At 64.2% G+C, this 17,977-nt stretch carries 16 protein-coding genes; 10 read left to right on the plus strand and 6 right to left on the minus strand.

Annotation, left to right across the window (positions count from 1 at the left end; genetic code table 11):
- Positions 1-353 precede the first annotated feature (353 nt).
- Together ASD71_RS06555 and ASD71_RS06560 are read left to right on the plus strand one after the other, a co-directional pair.
- Positions 354-740, plus strand: a complete 387-nt coding sequence (locus ASD71_RS06555; protein WP_056561318.1) for a DUF6152 family protein — start codon at positions 354-356, stop codon at positions 738-740.
- Positions 741-753: 13 nt separating this feature from the next.
- On the plus strand, positions 754-1,239 hold the full coding sequence (locus ASD71_RS06560; RefSeq protein ID WP_056561320.1) for a DUF6644 family protein: 486 nt from the start codon (positions 754-756) through the stop codon (positions 1,237-1,239).
- 8 nt (positions 1,240-1,247) lie between these two features.
- On the opposite strand, the gene ASD71_RS06565 is transcribed toward ASD71_RS06560, so the two are convergent.
- Positions 1,248-2,183 carry an SMP-30/gluconolactonase/LRE family protein gene (locus tag ASD71_RS06565; RefSeq protein ID WP_056561321.1) on the minus strand — a complete coding sequence of 312 codons (936 nt, stop codon included), beginning with the start codon at positions 2,181-2,183 and terminating at the stop codon, positions 1,248-1,250.
- Positions 2,184-2,338: 155 nt separating this feature from the next.
- Entirely contained in the window at positions 2,339-4,000 is a 1,662-nt protein-coding gene (locus ASD71_RS06570; RefSeq protein WP_056561322.1) for an arylsulfatase, read from the minus strand.
- A 288-nt stretch (positions 4,001-4,288) separates the two neighbouring features.
- Here ASD71_RS06570 and ASD71_RS06575 point away from each other — a divergent pair, with 288 nt between their 5' ends.
- The 7 genes from ASD71_RS06575 to ASD71_RS06605 all read left to right on the plus strand — a co-directional run bounded on the left by ASD71_RS06575 (position 4,289) and on the right by ASD71_RS06605 (position 13,174).
- Entirely contained in the window at positions 4,289-5,611 is a 1,323-nt protein-coding gene (locus ASD71_RS06575) for a tetratricopeptide repeat protein (RefSeq protein WP_056561324.1), read from the plus strand.
- 40 nt (positions 5,612-5,651) lie between these two features.
- Positions 5,652-6,794, plus strand: coding sequence for a formylglycine-generating enzyme family protein (locus ASD71_RS06580; protein ID WP_056561326.1), 1,143 nt, complete (start codon positions 5,652-5,654; stop codon positions 6,792-6,794).
- A gap of 102 nt (positions 6,795-6,896) precedes the next feature.
- Positions 6,897-7,877, plus strand: coding sequence for an HAD family phosphatase (locus tag ASD71_RS06585; RefSeq protein WP_056566500.1), 981 nt, complete (start codon positions 6,897-6,899; stop codon positions 7,875-7,877).
- Between the two features lie 132 nt (positions 7,878-8,009).
- A complete protein-coding gene (locus tag ASD71_RS06590; protein WP_056561328.1) occupies positions 8,010-8,510 on the plus strand; it encodes a sigma-70 family RNA polymerase sigma factor in 501 nt (166 codons plus the stop codon).
- A gap of 3 nt (positions 8,511-8,513) precedes the next feature.
- Complete coding sequence (locus ASD71_RS06595; protein WP_056561330.1) at positions 8,514-9,494, plus strand: FecR domain-containing protein; 981 nt, start codon at positions 8,514-8,516, stop codon at positions 9,492-9,494.
- Between the two features lie 231 nt (positions 9,495-9,725).
- Positions 9,726-11,999, plus strand: a complete 2,274-nt coding sequence (locus ASD71_RS06600) for a TonB-dependent siderophore receptor (protein WP_369818961.1) — start codon at positions 9,726-9,728, stop codon at positions 11,997-11,999.
- Complete coding sequence (locus tag ASD71_RS06605) at positions 11,999-13,174, plus strand: PepSY domain-containing protein (RefSeq protein ID WP_056561335.1); 1,176 nt, start codon at positions 11,999-12,001, stop codon at positions 13,172-13,174. The genes ASD71_RS06600 and ASD71_RS06605 overlap by 1 nt, the downstream gene beginning before the upstream one ends.
- A gap of 157 nt (positions 13,175-13,331) precedes the next feature.
- On the opposite strand, the gene arsC is transcribed toward ASD71_RS06605, so the two are convergent.
- The 4 genes from arsC to ASD71_RS06625 all read right to left on the minus strand — a co-directional run bounded on the left by arsC (position 13,332) and on the right by ASD71_RS06625 (position 16,910).
- Positions 13,332-13,763, minus strand: coding sequence for an arsenate reductase (glutaredoxin) (arsC, locus tag ASD71_RS06610; protein WP_056561337.1), 432 nt, complete (start codon positions 13,761-13,763; stop codon positions 13,332-13,334).
- Positions 13,764-13,835: 72 nt separating this feature from the next.
- On the minus strand, positions 13,836-14,915 hold the full coding sequence (gene arsB, locus ASD71_RS06615) for an ACR3 family arsenite efflux transporter (RefSeq protein WP_056561339.1): 1,080 nt from the start codon (positions 14,913-14,915) through the stop codon (positions 13,836-13,838).
- 97 nt (positions 14,916-15,012) lie between these two features.
- Positions 15,013-15,339, minus strand: coding sequence for a helix-turn-helix transcriptional regulator (locus tag ASD71_RS06620; RefSeq protein ID WP_056561341.1), 327 nt, complete (start codon positions 15,337-15,339; stop codon positions 15,013-15,015).
- A 662-nt stretch (positions 15,340-16,001) separates the two neighbouring features.
- Entirely contained in the window at positions 16,002-16,910 is a 909-nt protein-coding gene (locus ASD71_RS06625) for a LysR substrate-binding domain-containing protein (protein ID WP_056561342.1), read from the minus strand.
- A gap of 278 nt (positions 16,911-17,188) precedes the next feature.
- Between ASD71_RS06625 and ASD71_RS06630 the strand changes: the two genes are divergently transcribed.
- On the plus strand, positions 17,189-17,974 hold the full coding sequence (locus ASD71_RS06630; protein WP_056561343.1) for an SDR family oxidoreductase: 786 nt from the start codon (positions 17,189-17,191) through the stop codon (positions 17,972-17,974).
- Positions 17,975-17,977: the final 3 nt, after the last annotated feature.

Here is a 17,977-nt window from a genome sequence, read left to right on the forward strand (position 1 = left end):
CCTGAACATAAAGCGACCGTTACGGAATGGGGAAAGTTCCGCAGGGTTTTCCTGGGTGAATCAGGTAGGCGCAAACGATTCTGGGTGTGTTCTTAGTCTCAAGTGAAATCCTATATTTATTCGATAACCAGTTGATTTCCTTATGATTATGTGACTTATGAAAAGCGCTTCTTAAAGTGAATTCTTAAAAGTAAATTCTCGGCAACGACCTCACGATTTATCGCCGCGCAGCCCACCAAATAAATTCACACCGGCTGCAGGAACGCGCTGCTATCCTGTTTTTTCGCACGCTCGCGCCCGTGCCGCCGCCGCGCGGACGAATGACACGCCACCGCAACTTCAGGAGCATCGACATGAAGCTTTCTCAACGCGCGTTGATCGCCGCCCTGGCGATGACCGCCCTCGGCGGCGTCGCCCCCGCCGCCATGGCGCACCACGGCTGGTCGTGGGCGGAATCCGAACAGATGACGTTGCAAGGCACGGTCGAACAGGTGCAGATCGCGCCGCCGCACCCCATGCTCAAGGTCCGGGCCAAGGACGGCGTGTGGACCGTTGAGCTGGGCAATCCCAGCCAGACGAAGGAAGCCGGTTTCATCGAAGGGTCCGCCAAGCCCGGCGATGCGATCACCGCCGTCGGCAACCGCGACCAGGACGCCGCCGCCAAGCGCATGAAGGCCGTGCAGGTGACGGTGGGCGGCAAGACCTACGACATCTACCCAAGCCGTATCAAGAAACCCTGAGCGCCCGCGCCGGATGCCCGAACTGCTGCGGCTCGCGCTCGAACAGCTTGAATCCGTGCCGCCGGCGATGTGGCTGCGCCGGTCCGGCCTCCTTTATCTGCTGGTCAACGCCGCGCATATTGGCGCGATCGGCCTGCTGATCGGGTCCATCGTGCCGCTGGATCTGCGCCTGCTCGGCATCCTGAAGCCGACCTCGCTGGCCGTCCTGGCGCCGGCGCTGGCGCGCACCGCTGCGACAGGACTGGCTCTGGCGGTGCTGACGGGCGCGTTGCTGTTTTCGGTGCGTCCGATGGAATATCTGGAAAATCCCGCATTCCTGGTGAAGATGGCGCTACTGGCGGCCGGCGCAGCCAATGCCTGGCTGGTGCACCGCGGCCATGCGTGGGCCGACGTCGAAAGCGGCCGGCGGCCCACGGGCAGGCTTCGCGTGCAGGCGGGCGCGTCGCTGGCGCTGTGGGTGGGTTGTCTGGTGGCGGGACGCTGGATCGGATTTTTATAGCTGCCGGTTCAGCAGTATGCGACGCCCTGCGCATTCACATACAGTGCGAACAGGCATTGGCCGGTCACCATGAACAGCCGGTTGCGGCGCGCGCCGCCAAAGCACAGGTTGGCGCAGCGGTCGGGCAGGGCGATGCGACCGATCGCTGTGGCGTCGGGTGCAAACACCATCACGCCGCTCACATCGGGACCCGGTCCCCAGCCGGCCCAGAGATTGCCGTCAGTGTCGCAGCGTATGCCGTCCGGAATCGCGTCGCCGTTCGCTTCGACAAAGGGGCGCCCGCCGTCCAGCGTGCCGTCATCCTGCACGCCGTAGACCAGGATGCGGTTCGGCGACGATCCGTTGTCGACCACGTACAGCAGCCGTTCGTCCGGCGAAAAGCACAACCCGTTGGGATTGTGGATGCCCTGAACCGCGATCTGTAGCTGTCCTGTGCCTGGGTCCAGCCGATAGACGTGCGTCGGAAGTTCCGGATCGGCCTTGAAGCCTTCGTAGTTGCTCAGAATGCCGAATACCGGGTCGGAGAACCAGATCGATCCATCCCGGCGCACCACAACGTCATTCGGCGCATTCAGTCGCTTGCCCTCGAACCGGTCGGCCAGCACTGTCAGCGTGCCGTTGTACTCGGTTCGCACCACGCGCCGCTCGCCATGTTCGCAACTGATGAGCCGGCCCTGGCGGTCGCGCGTGTTGCCGTTCACATACCCGGACGGCTGGCGGTGCACCGACACCGCACCCGTTTCCTCGTCCCACCGCAAGAGGCGGTTGCTGGGAATGTCGCTCCAGATCAGGCACCTGCCGTCCCCGAACCACACCGGGCCCTCGCCATACCGCACGCCCGTGGCCAGCCGTTCGATTCCAGCGTTGGTGAGCCGGATCTTGAGGAATCGGGGATCCAGCACCTCGATGGCAGGATCTGGATAGCTCTCGCTGGGTTCCCACATGGGACCTCCTACAGGCGGGTGACAAGCTGGCAGGCGGCAAGCTTGCCGGGATGGAACTGCCGCGTCCATCCGCCGATAGCAGCAAGCCGCCTGCCCGGACTGGTCCCGCATCCGTGCGCGTCACCTGAATTCGGGTGAGACGCAGCGTTTCGGCATCAGTTTCCGGTGGGAAGGGAAAGCTTGAAACCGTCCTTGGCCAGGCTATCGCGGATGTACTGGAACCGCTCGTAACCGGACAAGGTCATCGGCCCGTCATAGCCTTCGCTTTGCATCTTGCGGGGCGGGTAGTCGATATACGTCTTCATCAGCGGCGCGACGGCGTCGTTGATCATGACCATCGTCCAGGTCCGTTCCGTGACGTTGCTCATGAAGATGTCGTAACGCTCCTGCGGGTCGGCCCACAGATCGAACACCTGGGGCACCGTCGCGACATAGGACTCCGCGCCTTTCCAGCCCAGGTTCGTGTCCACGGCAAGCCCGCCGGTCACCGCACCGTCGTCGCCGCGCAGGTTGAACACCGCCTTGTAATTGGCAACGCGCACCGCGCCCGGCGACAGCTCGTTCTCGGTGAAGTAGAACCAAGACTTGCGGTCGCACTTGCCCGTGCCAAAGAAAACGGGCGACATGTCATAGCTGTCGAAAATGATCGGCTTGTTTTCGCGGTCATTCGTGGGCAGCTTCACGCCCGCCACCGCCGCAAACGTCGCCATCAGATCCAGGCCGCCCACCAGGCTGTGGTCCTTGGAGCCCGCCGCGATCTTGCCCGGCATCCACGCGATCGCGGGAACCCGGTTGCCGCCTTCGCGCACAGTGCCTTTGGTGCCACGCAACGGCGTGTAGCCCGCATCGGGATAGACGTCCTGCCAGGCGCCGTTGTCCGTCGTGTAGAACACCAGCGTGTTCTTGTCCAGGCCTAGCTCGCGGATCTTGTCCATGATGCGGCCGATGCGTGCGTCCAGTTCCACGACCGAGTCCGCGTACTTGCTCTTGGACATCGACTTGTGGATGTAGTCCGGATCCGGCATGTTGGGCTGGTGCACCTTCATGAAATTGATGCTCATGAAGAACGGCTGCTCGGACTTGGCGTTGCGGTCCAGATAGTCCAACGAGGCCTTTTCGACGTAGCGGTCAAAGAACGGAATCCCGACGACGCCTTCACGGCCATTGACCATTGGCGTATCGACATACTGGCCGTTGATTTTGAATTCCTCGCGCGGCTTTTCGCCGGCGTTGCCGGACAATGCGCCCTTGGTGACGCGCTGGAACATCTCGCGCACGTCGGCGGGCATGTCGGGGAACCAGGTGGGATCCGCGTAGGTGTAGGCGTTCAAGTGATAAAGGCCTGCGTACTTCATCTCGTCGTAGCCCTGGGCGTTGGGCAGGGCGTAGTCCGCTTCGCCCAGATGCCATTTGCCCGTAAAGAACGTCTTGTAGCCGGCGGTTTTCAGAACTGACCCGAGCGTCCATTCGGCTGCAGGCAAGCCGCCGCCCTGGCCCTGAAAGGCCACGGTGGTCATGCCGCTGCGGTTGGGGATGCGGCCGGTCTGCATGGCGGCGCGGCCGGGGGTGCAACTGGGTTGCGCGTAGAACGAGAAGAAGGTCATGCCTTCGGAAGAAAGCCGGTCGATATTGGGCGTTGGCATGCCGCGGCCGATGCCGCCGCCATACGGACCGAGATCGCCGAGGCCGGTGTCGTCGGAGACAAGCAGGATGATGTTGGGTTTGCGCTGGTCCTGCGCGGAAGCGGGGGCACAGATTGCCGCTCCCGCCAGGAAAAGTGCTGCGGCACCGCAAGTGAGCGTTCGTTTGGTCGCCATTTTCAACTCCGTTGTGAGAGTGAAACCAACCGCACGAAGCTGCAAACCGTGCGGTTCACATTGGCCTACGTACTTGGGTAACGTTCAGTCCGGGACGCGTCGTCCGCGGGATTTGAACTGCAATAATTTTCATCTTCCTTTCCCGCATGTCAACAAGATTCGATTGCGCGCCTGTCCATACCCGCATGCCCGGTGCAACCGCACTAGCGCAGTTGCGTTTTGCCGGCATGCGTTATCCGTGCTTATATTTCCGAAGCCCGTCGCGGGCCGGCCCTTTGGGAGATCACCATGGCGCTGAGCGATGTACGGGGCAATCCCGTTTCCAGCGATGAACCGGCGTCGATGGCTGCCTACGAGCAGGCGCAAAGCCTCTTTCACGGCTACTACGGTGACCCCTTGGGCGTCATCGACAAGGCGTTGGCCGAGGACCCCGTTTTCGTCATGGGCCACCTGCTGCGCGCGGGCATGATGATTACCGCCAGCGACAAATGCGTCGAGCCGCTGATGCGCGAAAGCGTGGAGGCCGCCGAAGCACTCGTCGACATCGCCAACGAGCGCGAAAGACGGCACACCGCCGCGGCGCGCGCCTGGCTGGACGGCAATTTCTCTACCGCGCTGCGACGCTACGCCGACATCCTGGCCGACTATCCCCACGACACGCTGGCGCTGCAGGTCGGCCATATCGGCGACTTCCTGCTTGGCCGCTCGGCCATGCTGCGCGACCGCGTGGCCGGCATTTTGCCCGCCTGGAACTGCAAAATGCCCGACTACGGTTACGTCCTGGGTATGCACGCCTTCGGGCTGGAAGAGACCAATCTCTACCGCGCGGCCGAAACCCAGGGCCGGCGCGCGCTGGATCTGAACCGGCGCGACCCCTGGGCCGTGCACGCGGTGGCCCACGTTCTCGAAATGCAGGGCAGGGTGGACGAGGGCATCGCCTGGCTCAACGGCCGCCGCGACGACTGGTCCAGCGACAACATGCTGTCCATTCACAACTGGTGGCACCTGGCCCTGTTTCATCTGGACCGCGAGGACATCGCCAACGTGCTCGCCATGTACGACGACCGGTTGCGCGAAACGTCCACCGGGCAGGTGCTTGACCTTATCGACGCATCGGCCATGCTGTGGCGCCTGTTGCTGCGCGGGATTGATGTCGGTTGGCGGTGGCAGCAGCTTGCCGAGGTGTGGAAGGCGCGCGGCGGCTCGGGTTACTACGCCTTCAATGACGTGCATGCCCTGATGGCCTTCCTGGGCGCCGGCGACAACGCCGCGGCGCAGACGCTCATCGAGGCCATGGAAGCCGCCGCGCAGGGCGCTGGCACCAACGCCATGATGACGCGCGACGTGGGACTGCCGGTGGCGCACGCGCTGCTGGCATTCGCGCGCGAAGACTACGGGCTGACCGTGAATCTGTTGCGCGACGTGCGCCTCATCGCGCACCGGTTCGGCGGCAGCCACGCACAGCGGGACGTCCTGGCGTTGACGCTGGTCGAGGCGGCGCTGCGCGACGGCGCGCGGTCGCTCGCAAAGGTGCTGACCGCCGAGCGCATGGGTCTCAAGCCCAATAGCGAGGGCAACCGCAAGCTGGCCTCGCGGGCCGCCGCGTTGTAACGGCTTCATTGCGAAAGGATTCTCTTCAAGGAGAACGCGCATGAAAAAGCACGCGAAGATCGGGTTGGCGTTGGTGGCAATACTGGGCGCGGCAGGCGCGATCGGCGCGTATGTCGTTGTCTCCGCGCCGCGCGCTGGGCCGCCCGTCGTCACGCTGGGAGACGGCAAGCAGGGCCCGGCGGCGATGGCCTGGATACCCGGCAACGAATTCCTGATGGGCAACGACCACCAGATGTCGCAACCCAACGAGCGACCGGCGCACAAGGTGCGCGTCAGCGGGTTCTGGATGGACGTGCATGACGTCACCAACGCGCAGTTCCGCCGTTTCGTCGAGGCGACCGGCTACGTGACGACCGCCGAGCAGAAACCGCGCTGGGAAGATCTGCGCGTCCAGCTTCCGGCGGGCACGCCGCGTCCCAACGACAGCGCCTTGCAGGCGGGCGCCATGGTGTTCACCGGGACCGAGACCGAGGTGTCATTGCGCGACTATTCCCGCTGGTGGCGCTTTGTACCGGGCGCGAACTGGCGGCACCCCGAGGGGCCTGACAGCAATATCGACGGCAAGGACGATCACCCGGTCGTGCAGGTGTCTTACGAGGACGCGCAAGCCTACGCCAAGTGGGCGGGCAAGCGCCTGCCGACGGAAGCCGAGTGGGAATTTGCCGCACGGGGCGGGCTGGAGCAGGCCACCTATACGTGGGGCAACGAACTGCTGCCGCAGGGCACGGCCATGGCAAATATCTGGGACACCCGGCAGCCGCAGCCGTTTCCGGTCGTAAAGGATGAAAAGGTGCAGGTCGGCACCACGCCCGTGGGCAGCTTTGCACCCAACGGCTATGGCCTGTACGACATGGCCGGGAACGTCTGGCAATGGACGTCCGACTGGTACCGCGCGGACGCCTTCAGGTTTCAGGCGCAATACCGCCAGCCGCCACGGGACCCGGCGGGCCCAGCCGATAGCTTCGATCCCGACGACGGCGCCACGCCCGTATCGGCGCCCAAGCGCGTGACCCGCGGCGGATCGTTTCTATGCAGCGACACGTATTGCATCAGCTACCGCGCCAGCGCTCGACGTGGCACGGATCCGCTCAACCCCATGTCGCATATCGGGTTTCGTACCGTCATGACGCCTCAGCAATGGAAGGCGGCGCAGCCTTCGCAGGGCAGTATCGCCAGCCGTTGATGCAGAACGTCGTCCAAGTGGTGTCATCACTGCGCCATGCGCGCCCGGGAGATCCGCATGCAGACTTCGATTCAACGCCCCTCTGTGCGGGGGCTGGCCTGGATGTGGCTCTGCATCCTATGTCTGCTGGCCGGATGCGCTGCGTCAGATCGCCACAAGCAGGCGGAGCTGGCGTCGTGGACTGACGGGCCATCCCGCATGGCCATCGTCGCGTTCGTGAAGGCGGTCACCGACCCAGGCAGCCCGGACTTCGTGGCCGACGAAGATCGCATCGCCGTCTTCGACAACGACGGCACGCTGTGGAGCGAGATGCCGATCTACTTTCAGGTGATGTTCTCGATGGACGAGGTCCACGCGCTGGCGCCATCGCATCCGGACTGGGCCACGCGCCAGCCTTTCATGGCGGTGCTGCAGAACGATCATGCCGCAGTGGCCAAGTCCGGCGAACGCGGCATGATGGAGGTCGTGCTTGCCACCAACACCGGCATGCCCGTCCCGCAGTACACGCAGCGCGTCGACCAATGGCTGCAAACCGCGCGTCATCCGCGCACCAAACTGCCGTATGACAGCATGACGTACGTGCCGATGCGCGAGCTGCTGGATTACCTGCGCGCGCACGGTTTCAAGACCTACATCGTGTCGGGAGGCGAAACCGAGTTCATGCGCGCCTGGACGCAGAAGGCCTACGGCATCCCGCCGGAGCAGGTCATCGGCACGGCGTTCGGCAGCGAGTTCGTGGCAAGCGGAAACGGGTACGCGCTGATGCGGTTGCCAAAGCTGGACTTCAACGATGACGGCCCCGGCAAACCCGTGGCCATCCAGCGTCAAATCGGCAAGCGCCCGATCCTGGCCTTCGGCAACTCGGATGGCGACCTGCAGATGCTGCAATGGACCACCGCCGGGCCGGGCAAGCGCTTTGGCGGCATCGTTCACCACACCGACGCCAAGCGCGAATGGGCCTACGACCGCGATTCGAGCGTCGGCCGTCTGGACAAGGCCCTGGACGCGGCGCGGGCGAGCGGGTGGACAGTCGTCGACATGGAGAAGGAGTGGAAGCGGATCTACGCGAAGGATTGGCAGTGACTCCCGGGCGACACCGCGCCGAACACCCGTTGCGAACAATTCTTGGTATCATTTGGAGGTTCTCGCCGCCTGACCACACTCCGGACAGGCGGCTTTTCCGTGTCATCGCGCTGCTTGCCGGGGCGTTTGAGCATGTCCAACCCCCTCCAGCCGCTCCAGCTTCTTTGCGAAACCCATTACGAATGGCTCTGCCAATGGTGGCGGCGTCAGCTCGGCCATGGCGACGAGGCCTCGGATTTCGCGCACGACACCTTTCTGCGCGTCCTGCGCAATCCCGAAGAAGTCCGCACACTGCGGCAGCCCCGCGCCTATCTGACCACCATCGCCCGCGGCCTGCTGAACGATCACTGGCGCCGCCGGTCGCTCGAGCGCGCCTGGCTGCAGGCCGTTGCCGCGATTCCGCCCGAGATGGAGGCGTCGCCAGAAATGCTGCTGGGCGTGCAGCAGGCGCTGCAGCAACTGGACCGAATGCTGGCCGATCTGGCGCCACAGGCGCGGGAAGTGTTCGTGCTGTCGCAAATGGAAGGCCTGACATACGCCGAGATTGCGGTGCGCACCGGGCTCAGCGACCGCACGGTGAAGCGGTACATGGCGCAGGGTTTCGAGGTCTGCCTGACCTTGCTGGAGTACTGATCGATGGCCGCCACCGAATCCAAGCCCCTGGACGCCGCGATCATCCGCGAAGCGGCGCGCTGGCTGGTGCGCCTGCACTCGGGCGAGGCAGGGCCGGCCGATCACGCCGCCTTTGAGCGCTGGCGTGCGGACAGTCCCGACCGTGAGCTCGCCTGGCAACGCGCGCAACGCCTGACGCAACAGTTCAATGCCGTGCCGGCCGCGCTGGGGGTGCCGTTGCTGACGCGCGAGGCGCGGGTCAGCCGGCGCACGGTGCTGCGTACGCTGGCGGCTGTGGGTTTCGCGGCGCCGGCCGCGGCATGGCTGGGATACCGCGTCAACCATCGGCAGGCGGGCGAATACCGCACGGCGGTGGGCGAAAACCAGGATCTGGTGCTGGCCGACGGCAGCCAGGTGCTGCTGAATACCGATACCGGCATGAACGTACGGTATTCCGACGCGGCCCGTGTGGTCCAGTTGCGCGCCGGCGAAGTCTACGTGCGCACGGCGGCCGACAAGGCGGCTCGGCCCTTTTATGTCGAGACGCCGCAGGGCCGTCTGCAAGCCCTGGGCACCCGGTTCGTCGTCCGGCAGATGGACACACGCGACGCCATGACCGAATTGACGGTGCTTGAGCATCGGGTCGCCGTCACGCTGGCAAATGGAGGATCAACGCGGGTATTCAACGCGGGCGAGTCCGTGCGCTTTACGGCGCACGCTTTCCTGCAAGGCGACATCCTGCCGGACGCGCCGCTGCGGTCTGGCGTTGCACCGGGGTGGACGCGCGGGGTGATAGAGGCCGACAACATGCGGCTGGACGCATTGCTGGCCGAAGTGTCGCGCTACCGGCGCGGGGTCGTCCGTTGCGACCCGGCTGTAGCGGGCCTGCGTGTGTCCGGCGTCTTCCGCTTGCAGGACACGGATGCGCTGCTTGCAGTCGTGGCCAACACCCTCGAGCTGCGCGTAACGACGCGGACGCCGTACTGGGTGTCCCTCAGCAAATAACAGTCGCGACGTCGTTTCACTTATTTACAACTGTGTTGGTCCCTGCGTGTCCCTTTTGTCCCGGCTCATCCGGCATATCGCGCATTGATGACCTGAACGGGATGTGAACACGTGGCACTTCAAAACCCCTCGTCCGCACGCGCCGCGACGCGCGTCTTGCGCCTGGCCGCATTGAGCCTGAGCCTGACCGCCGCATTTGGCGCTTCATCGTCCGCGGCGGCTCAACCGGCGATGCAAGCCGGCGCGCAGGACTACCGCATCCCCGCCGGTCCGCTGGACCAGGCACTTTCGGCTTTCGCGAAGGCGGCGGGCATCATGGTTTCCTTCCGTCCGGAAGACGCCGGCCGCTTGACGACGCAGGGCCTGAGCGGCAGCTACGGGGTGGACGCCGGCCTGGCCGGGCTGCTGGCTGGCACGGGCCTGGTCGCCGAGGGGCAGGGCGGGCAGGGCTATGTCGTGCGCGCGGCGTCGGCTGCAAAGCCTTCGGCGCAGGCCGCCGAGCCCGCCGCCAGCGCCAGTACGCTGGAATCCATCCAGGTCAGCGGCGACTGGCTGGGCACCGGCCTTGAAAACAGCGTGCAGACGTTTGGCGGCGCGCGGACGCTGCTGCGGCGCGACGAAATCCAGAACAGCGGCGCCACCAGCGTGGCGGACGCGCTGCGCCGCGTGCCCGGTGTGCAGATCAGCGGCAGCACCAGCGCCACGGGCAGCTCGGTAGGCCTGCACGTCGGCATCCGGGGCTTGAACCCCCGCAATTCGTTCCGTACGACGATGCTGCTGGACGGCATCCCGATGGCGATGGCGCCTTACGGGCAGCCGAACCTGGTGATGTCCCCGACCAGCCTGGGCAACATCGAGGCCATCGACGTCGTGCGCGGCGGCGGGGCTGTGCGCTATGGTCCGCAGAACGTGGGCGGCGTCATCAACTTCAAGACCCGCGCGATTCCCAACACATCCGGCCTGACCGCCGAGGCCTCGGCCCGCTACAACATCTTCAGCCACGGTGGCGCCAACACCCAATACACCGGCTTTTTGGGCACGCAGTTCGACAACGGCCTGGGCGTGGCGCTGATGTATTCCGGCATGGATGGCGAGCAATGGCGCGATGGCAGTGATGACCGCTACAACGACGTAGCGATGAAATGGCGCTTTGCGCTGACGCCCACGTCGGAGATCTACGGCAAGTTCGCGCATTACGACGTCAAATCCATGACGCCCGGTGGCCTGACCGTCGCCCAGTATCGCGATGATCCCTTCCAGAACACGCACCCGACCGATTACTGGAAAGGGCAGCGGGACCAGGTCGATATCGGCTACTTGAATTCGATTTCCGACACGCAGGAGTTCGAGGCGCGCGTCTATCACTACGACAGCTCGCGCCAGAGTTCGCTGATCAATCCCGCCGCGAACCGGAACGACTACCAGCCGCGAAACAACCAGGTCCTGGGCATCGAACCGCGCTACACGCAGCGCATCGAATGGGGGCCGACGACGCACGACGTGACCATCGGCTACCGCTACATCCACGAAACGGGTCAGGACCGGCGCTATTCGGAGTCGCTGACGACCGGGCAGCGCGTCGGTGTGCAGCAGGTGTTCGACAACGAAACCGAGGCGCACTCCGTTTACCTGGACGACCGCATTGCGTACGGCAACTGGCGCATCACGCCGGGCGTGCGCTACGAGCGCATCGACACGCACCGCCAGCCCAACGGCACCGCCAACGACACGCCGTTCGACATGCGCAACAGCCGCGGGCTGCCGTCGCTGAACGTTGCGTACCTGCTCAGCGACGCGCTGACGCTCTACACCAACTACAACACCTCGTTCGGCGCGGTGCAGTACACGCAGCTCAACTCCATGTCGGCGACGAATCCGCTGAGCCCCGAGATCGCGAAGACGGTCGAGGCCGGCCTGCGCTACTCGGGCGAGCAACTGCACACCGAGTTCACCGTTTTCGACCTGCGTTTCGACAACCAGATCCTGTCGATTCCCGGCACGAACCCGGCCGTTTTCCGCAATTTGGGCGCGACGACGCACAACGGGGTCGAATTCGCCATCGACTATGACTTCGACCGGTCCGGCCCGCTTGCCGGCCTGAACGTCTACGCCAACTACACGTACGTGCGCGCCATTCAGAAATCGGGTGAATTCGAAGGCAACGACGTGCCGTTCTACTCGCGCCAGACCGGCACGGTGGGCGGCCGCTATACGCGCAACAACTGGACGTTGAACTTGTTCACCACGGCGCAGAGCGGCCAATACTCGGATACCGCCAACACCGGGCCTGAGAATGCGGACGCGACCAACGGGCGCGTGCCTGGGTTCAGTGTCTGGAATACGCAGTTGGCGTACAAGGTGCCGCAATGGCGCGGCAGCGAAGTGGCGGTGGGGGTGAACAACCTCTTTGATCGCCGTTACTACACGCGCAACGTCGATACCAACGGCGGGCGCATGGTGGGCGCGCCGCGGATGGTCTACGTGCAAGCGCGATTGGCTTATTGATGGTCCGGCGCTTCTGGCTGACCTGCCATCGATGGGCCGCGCTCATTCTGGGCGGGGTGCTGATCCTGTCCGGGCTGACGGGCGGCTTGCTCGTGGCGGTGCGGCCGCTGGATCGGCTCTTGCATCCGGCGTACTTCGTGGCGGAAAGCCGGCCGGATGACAGCGCCGTACCACTGGAAACCGTGCGGCGCACTTTGGTGGACACGTTCGGCCCGGACGCGTCGTTGACGTTCGATCCGCCTCGCAAGTCAGGTGACACGTTGCAGGTGCGGGTACGCGGCGGCTGGCGCGGCACCATCTATCTGGACCCGTCGACCGGCCGGGAGCAGGGCAGGCGGGCAGAGAACGAAGGCGTTGCCGCCTTTCTCTATCAGTTGCACAGCGCGTTGATGTTGGGGCAGACGGGCAAGGCGGTGCTGGCGTGGGCTGCCTTGGCGTATCTGGTGTTGATGCTGTCCGGCCTGGTGATCTGGTGGCCGCGCAAATGGCCGCCATCGCTGCGCATGGTCCTCGACAAGGGAACGTTGCGGGCGCTGTTTGATGTCCATCGACAGGGCGGCGCGATTCTGGCGGTGTTCTTGGCGGTGTCGGTGGCGACGGGGGCTTATCTGGCGTGGCGTCCGATCGGTGGGTGGATCACGGCGGCCAGCGGGCAGGCTCGCGTGGTGGCGCCGAAGCTGCCTGAGCTGACGGGGCTGACGGCTGGGACGGCGCCGTTGCAGGCTGGCATGTCTCAATCGTCAGCCGCGATGCCGCCGCTGCAGACTGGGACGCGAGAGCCGCCGTCTCTGGACGCCTTCGCAGCGGCCGCCAAGGCCGAATTCCCGGGTGGTGAGATCGGCTTCATTCTCTACACGCCGAACCGTGACCGGCCGATGGCCATTCGCATGCGCGTCCCCGACGATCCGCATCCGAACGGGCGTTCCACTGTATGGATAGACCCTCGCGACGGCACAGTCCTGGCCGCGCATCGCTGGGACGAACTGGATCCGGGCACGCGGATCAACTCGGTGATCTATCCGTTGCATACCGGAGAGCTCGGCGGGCCGGCGGGTGAGGTTGTCGTGGGGGTGCTGGGGCTGGGGTTGGGTGTGCTGGGGGTCAGCGGTTTGTGGCTGTGGTGGCGGAGGAGGGCGTTGCGGCGGGAGCGGGTTTCTGCGGATCTTGGTGTCTGACACCTGAATCAGTCTTACGGATCGGTTGCCAACCTCGGTGTCTGACTCCCTCTGAGACGCCGCTACAAGTTGACGTTCATCTCCCTGGGTGTCAGACACCAGACGCAAGTCTCCGGAACCGCCAGACGACAGTCTCCTGGGTGTCAGCCATCTTCAACTAAACATCTCGGAAGCGATCACCATTCGCGTCGATCACCCGCTCGCCGTCTTCCTTGTTGAAGGCGCCTTGTTGCGCTGACGGCAGGATGTCCAGGACCGCTTCCGAAGGACGGCAGAGGCGGGTGCCCAGCGGCGTCACCACGATGGGGCGGTTGATGAGGATCGGGTGTTGGAGCATGAAGCCGATCAATTGCTCATCCGTCCATGTTGGATCCGACAATCCCAGTTCCTCGTATGGCGTGCCTTTTTGCCGAAGCACGGCACGCACCGGCATCCCCATGGCGGCGATCAACGACTTCAGCGTCTCGGCGTCGGGAGGCGTCTTGAGGTACTCGACGATGAGGGGTTCTTCGCCGCTGTTGCGAATGAGCGCAAGGACATTGCGGGAGGTCCCGCAAGCGGGATTGTGATAGATCGTGATCGAACTCATGGCATGTCCCAGTGGGTGCTGAATAAGAAATCCTTGTCGCGGGCAACTGCGACTACGCTTGGCGACACCGCGTCAGGTGCGCGCGGCGCCGGCTTCGTACCAGCCCTTGCTTTGATTCACGATCCGCACGACGAGCAGCATGACGGGCACCTCGATCAGTACGCCGACCACGGTGGCCAACGCCGCGCCGGACTGGAAGCCGAACAGGCTGATCGCGGCCGCGACGGCAAGTTCAAAGAAGTTGGACGCGCCGATCAGCGCGGACGGACACGCGATGCTGTGTTTTTCGCCGACCCGGCGATTGAGCCAGTAGGCCAGGCCCGAATTGAAGAACACCTGGATGAGAATCGGCACGGCCAGCATCGCGATCACCAGCGGCTGGCCGATGATGGCTTCGCCCTGAAACGCGAACAACAGCACCAGCGTCAGCAGCAGGGCAGCCATCGAGAACGGACCAATCCGCGCCAATGCGGCGTCGAACGTGGGCTGACCGCGTCGCAGCAAGGCGCGGCGCCACACCTGGGCCAGGATGACCGGCACCACGATGTACAGCCCCACCGACACGAGCAAGGTGTCCCAGGGCACGCTGATGGCCGACAGGCCGAGCAGTAGTCCGACGACCGGCGCGAAGGCAAACACCATGATCGTGTCGTTCAGCGCCACCTGCGACAGTGTGAAAACCGGATCCCCGCCCGTCAGCCGGCTCCAGACGAACACCATTGCCGTGCACGGGGCGGCTGCCAGAAGGATGAGACCGGCGATGTAGCTGTCGAGCTGGTCGGCGGGCAGCCATGCGACAAAAACGTGGCGGATGAACAGCCAGCCCAGAAAGGCCATCGAGAACGGCTTGACCGCCCAATTGATGAACAACGTCACGCCGATGCCGCGCCAGTGCTGCTTGACCTGCCCCAGTGCGCCAAAGTCCACCTTCAGCAGCATCGGGATGATCATCACCCAGATCAGAATGCCGACCGGCAGGTTGACCTGAGCGACTTCCAGGCGGCCGATGCCTTGGAAAACGCCGGGGGCCGCCTGGCCCAAGGCCACGCCCAGGACAATGCAGAGAACGACCCACAGGGTCAGATAGCGCTCGAAGACGCTCATGGGCGGGCGCTGAGGCTGCGCAAGTGCGGCGGGTGCGGTGGAGGGCATGGTTATTTTGAGTGAAGGCGGGTGCGGCGAACTTTGGTCCACCGGCGCAGCCGGCGCCAGTTTCAGGAAATTAGAGCAGGGGGAACAGTTCGCGGTGTCAGCAGGACGTACACGCACCGCCGTCGGTGACTACGCAGGGCGCGCCTTCGCAGCAGTGTTCGGTCAGATAGCCCAGTAAGCCATTCATGCGTGAGAAGTCGGCTCGGTAAATCAGGTTGCGGCCTTGCTGCTCGATGGACACCAGTCCGGCATGCGCCAACTCTTTGAGATGGAATGACAACGTGTTGCGTGCAACTTCGAGCTGGTCGGCGAGCACGCTGGGAGTCAGGCCTTCAGGACCGGCAACGACCAGGGCGCGGAACACGCGCAGGCGTTGGGTATGGGCCAAGGCAGCAAGGGCGAGGACGGCATGATCTTCATTCATGCGGCGAATAATACAACGATTGTTGAATTATTGAATGATTGGAGATGAAAAATGCCGATTTCAAGGGCGACCTCGGTGTCTGACACCCTTTGAGAGGCCGCTACTGGTTGGCGTCCATCTCCCCAGGGTGTCAGACACCTGCCGAAGTACGAATGCCGATTCCAGGGAAAACCTCGGTGTCTGACACCCTCTGAGATGCCGCTACAAGTTGGCGTCCATCTCCCCAGGGTGTCAGACACCTGCCGAAGTACGAATGCCGATTCCAGGGAAGACCTCGGTGTCTGACACCCTCTGAGATGCCGCTACAAGTCGGCGTCCATCTCCCAAGGGTGTCAGACACCTGCCGAAGTACGAATGCCGATTCCAGGGAAAACCTCGGTGTCTGACACCCTCTGAGACGCCGCTACAAGTTGGCGTCCATCTCCCCAGGGTGTCAGACACCTGCCGAAGTACGAATGCCGATTCCAGGGAAAATCTCGGTGTCTGACACCCTCTGAGATGCCGCTACAAGTTGACGTTCATCCCCCAAGGGTGTCAGACACCAGCCGAGGTACGAATGCCGATTCCAGGGAAGACCTCGGTGTCTGACACCCTCTGAGATGCCGCTACAAGTTGACGTTCATCCACCCAGGGTGTCAGACACCCGCCGCATGCGACCGCGTTCACTGCGGTAATTCTCCCGCCGCGCTCTCATCCAGCAGCCAATCCCGGAAAGCCGCGACGGCAGGAATCGCCAGTCTGTCCGGCGATGCCAGGAAGAAATACCCCGCGCCCGTACTGAACTCCTCATCAAGCGCCGGCGCCAGCACGCCTTGCTGCAATTCATCCGCCACCAGGAAGGTCGGCAACAGCCCAACGCCCAATCCCGACGCAACCGCCTGGATCAGGTGCGTGGTCAGTTCGAACTGCGCGCCCCAGCGCATCGAGCGCACAGGCAGGCCGTGGGCCTCGAACCAGCGTTGCCACACGGCTGGACGGGCCGCGACTTGCAGCAGCATGTGCTGGGCGAGGTCGGCCGGTTTGCGAATGGTCTGGCGCGCGGCGATCTCGGGGCTGATGACGGGGATGACTTGTTCATTCATCAGCCGATGGGGGAGCAATCCCGGCCAGTCGCCGTCGCCCACGGCGATGACGGCATCGATGCCGGCCAGGTCCAAGTCGAAGCGCGTCACGCGGGAATGCAGGTGAACCAGAATGCCGGGATGGCGAGCATAGAAGCGGTGCAGCCTGGGCATCAGCCACTTTGCGGTAAACGTGGGCAAGGCGGCCAGGTGGAAGGCGCCTCGGCCGGTGCGGTGCGAGATCGCCTGAAGCGACGCGCTGCGGATGCGCTGCAGGGCGGCGGCCAGTTCCTTCTGGTATCCCGTGCCCGCCTCGGTCAGCACGATCCGCCGCTTCTCTCGGCGAAACAGCGCGACTTCCAGCAGATCCTCCAGCGCTTGCACCTGCCTGCTGACGGCGCTTTGCGTCAGTGCAAGCTCGGTTGCCGCTCGCGTAAAGCTCAGATGGCGGGCGCTGGCTTCAAAGGCCAGCAGCAGGGACATGGAGGGAGTGAGGCGGCGCGGGTTCATTCAATTCGTGCATGAAATAGGTGGCCCCAATATAGCGGAATTGCCCAGTGTGGCTGCTTTCACGCGATGAATCTCAAACCGTGCGCGAAATACTTCATTCGTAAAACGAATGATCTATCCAACAATTTTCCGTTTTTCCGCAGCGCGCATTGGCTAGAGAATGTTGTCTACAGGCCGCACCTTGCGATCCATCAGGAGCAGGGCGGCGCGACGCGGTCAACATAGGGCGGCCACAGCCAAGTTCTGGCCGATCACGCATTTTTTGCACGGAGGTAAAGATGGATTTGGGTATCAAAGACAAGACGGCGCTGGTGTTGGGCGGCGGGGGTGGCCTGGGAAGCGCCATTGCGCAGTCGCTGGCGCGCGAAGGCGCCAAGGTCGTCGTGGCCGACTTGAACCTGGACGCCGCAAAGGCCACGGCCGACGGCATCGACGCCCAGGGACAGTCCGCCGTCGCCCTGCAATGGGATCTGCGCGCGTTGGACGCCTTCGACAGCCAAGTTGCGTGGATCGAGGCCAACGTCGGCCCCGTCGATATCCTGGTCAACAACACCGGCGGTCCGCCGCCCACGCCGTCCTTCGGGCAGCAGGCGGATCTTTGGCGCGAACACTTCGAAGGCATGGTGCTGTCGGTCATCAAGCTGACCGATCGCATCCTGCCCGGAATGCGCGAACGGCAGTGGGGCCGCATCATCACCAGCACCTCGTCGGGCGTGATCGCGCCGATTCCGAATCTGGGCATCTCCAACGCGCTGCGCATGTCGCTGGTGGGGTGGTCGAAGACGCTGGCGCGCGAAGTGGGCAAGGACGGCATCACGTCGAACATTGTGCTGCCGGGCCGCATCGCCACGGCGCGCATCTCTTTTCTGGACGAAGCCCGGGCCAAGCGCGAAGGGCGCAGCGTCGAGGACGTCAGCCGCGAAAGCACCAGCGCCATTCCGGTAGGCCGCTATGGAGATCCGCAGGAGTACGGCGACGCGGTTGCGTTCCTGGCCAGCGCGCGGGCCAGCTACATCACCGGTTCGACGATCCGCGTGGACGGCGGCCTCATCGCCAGCATCTAAGGG

Source organism: Achromobacter sp. Root565 (assembly GCF_001427425.1).
Classification (GTDB): Bacteria; Pseudomonadota; Gammaproteobacteria; order Burkholderiales; family Burkholderiaceae_B; genus Achromobacter; species Achromobacter spanius_D.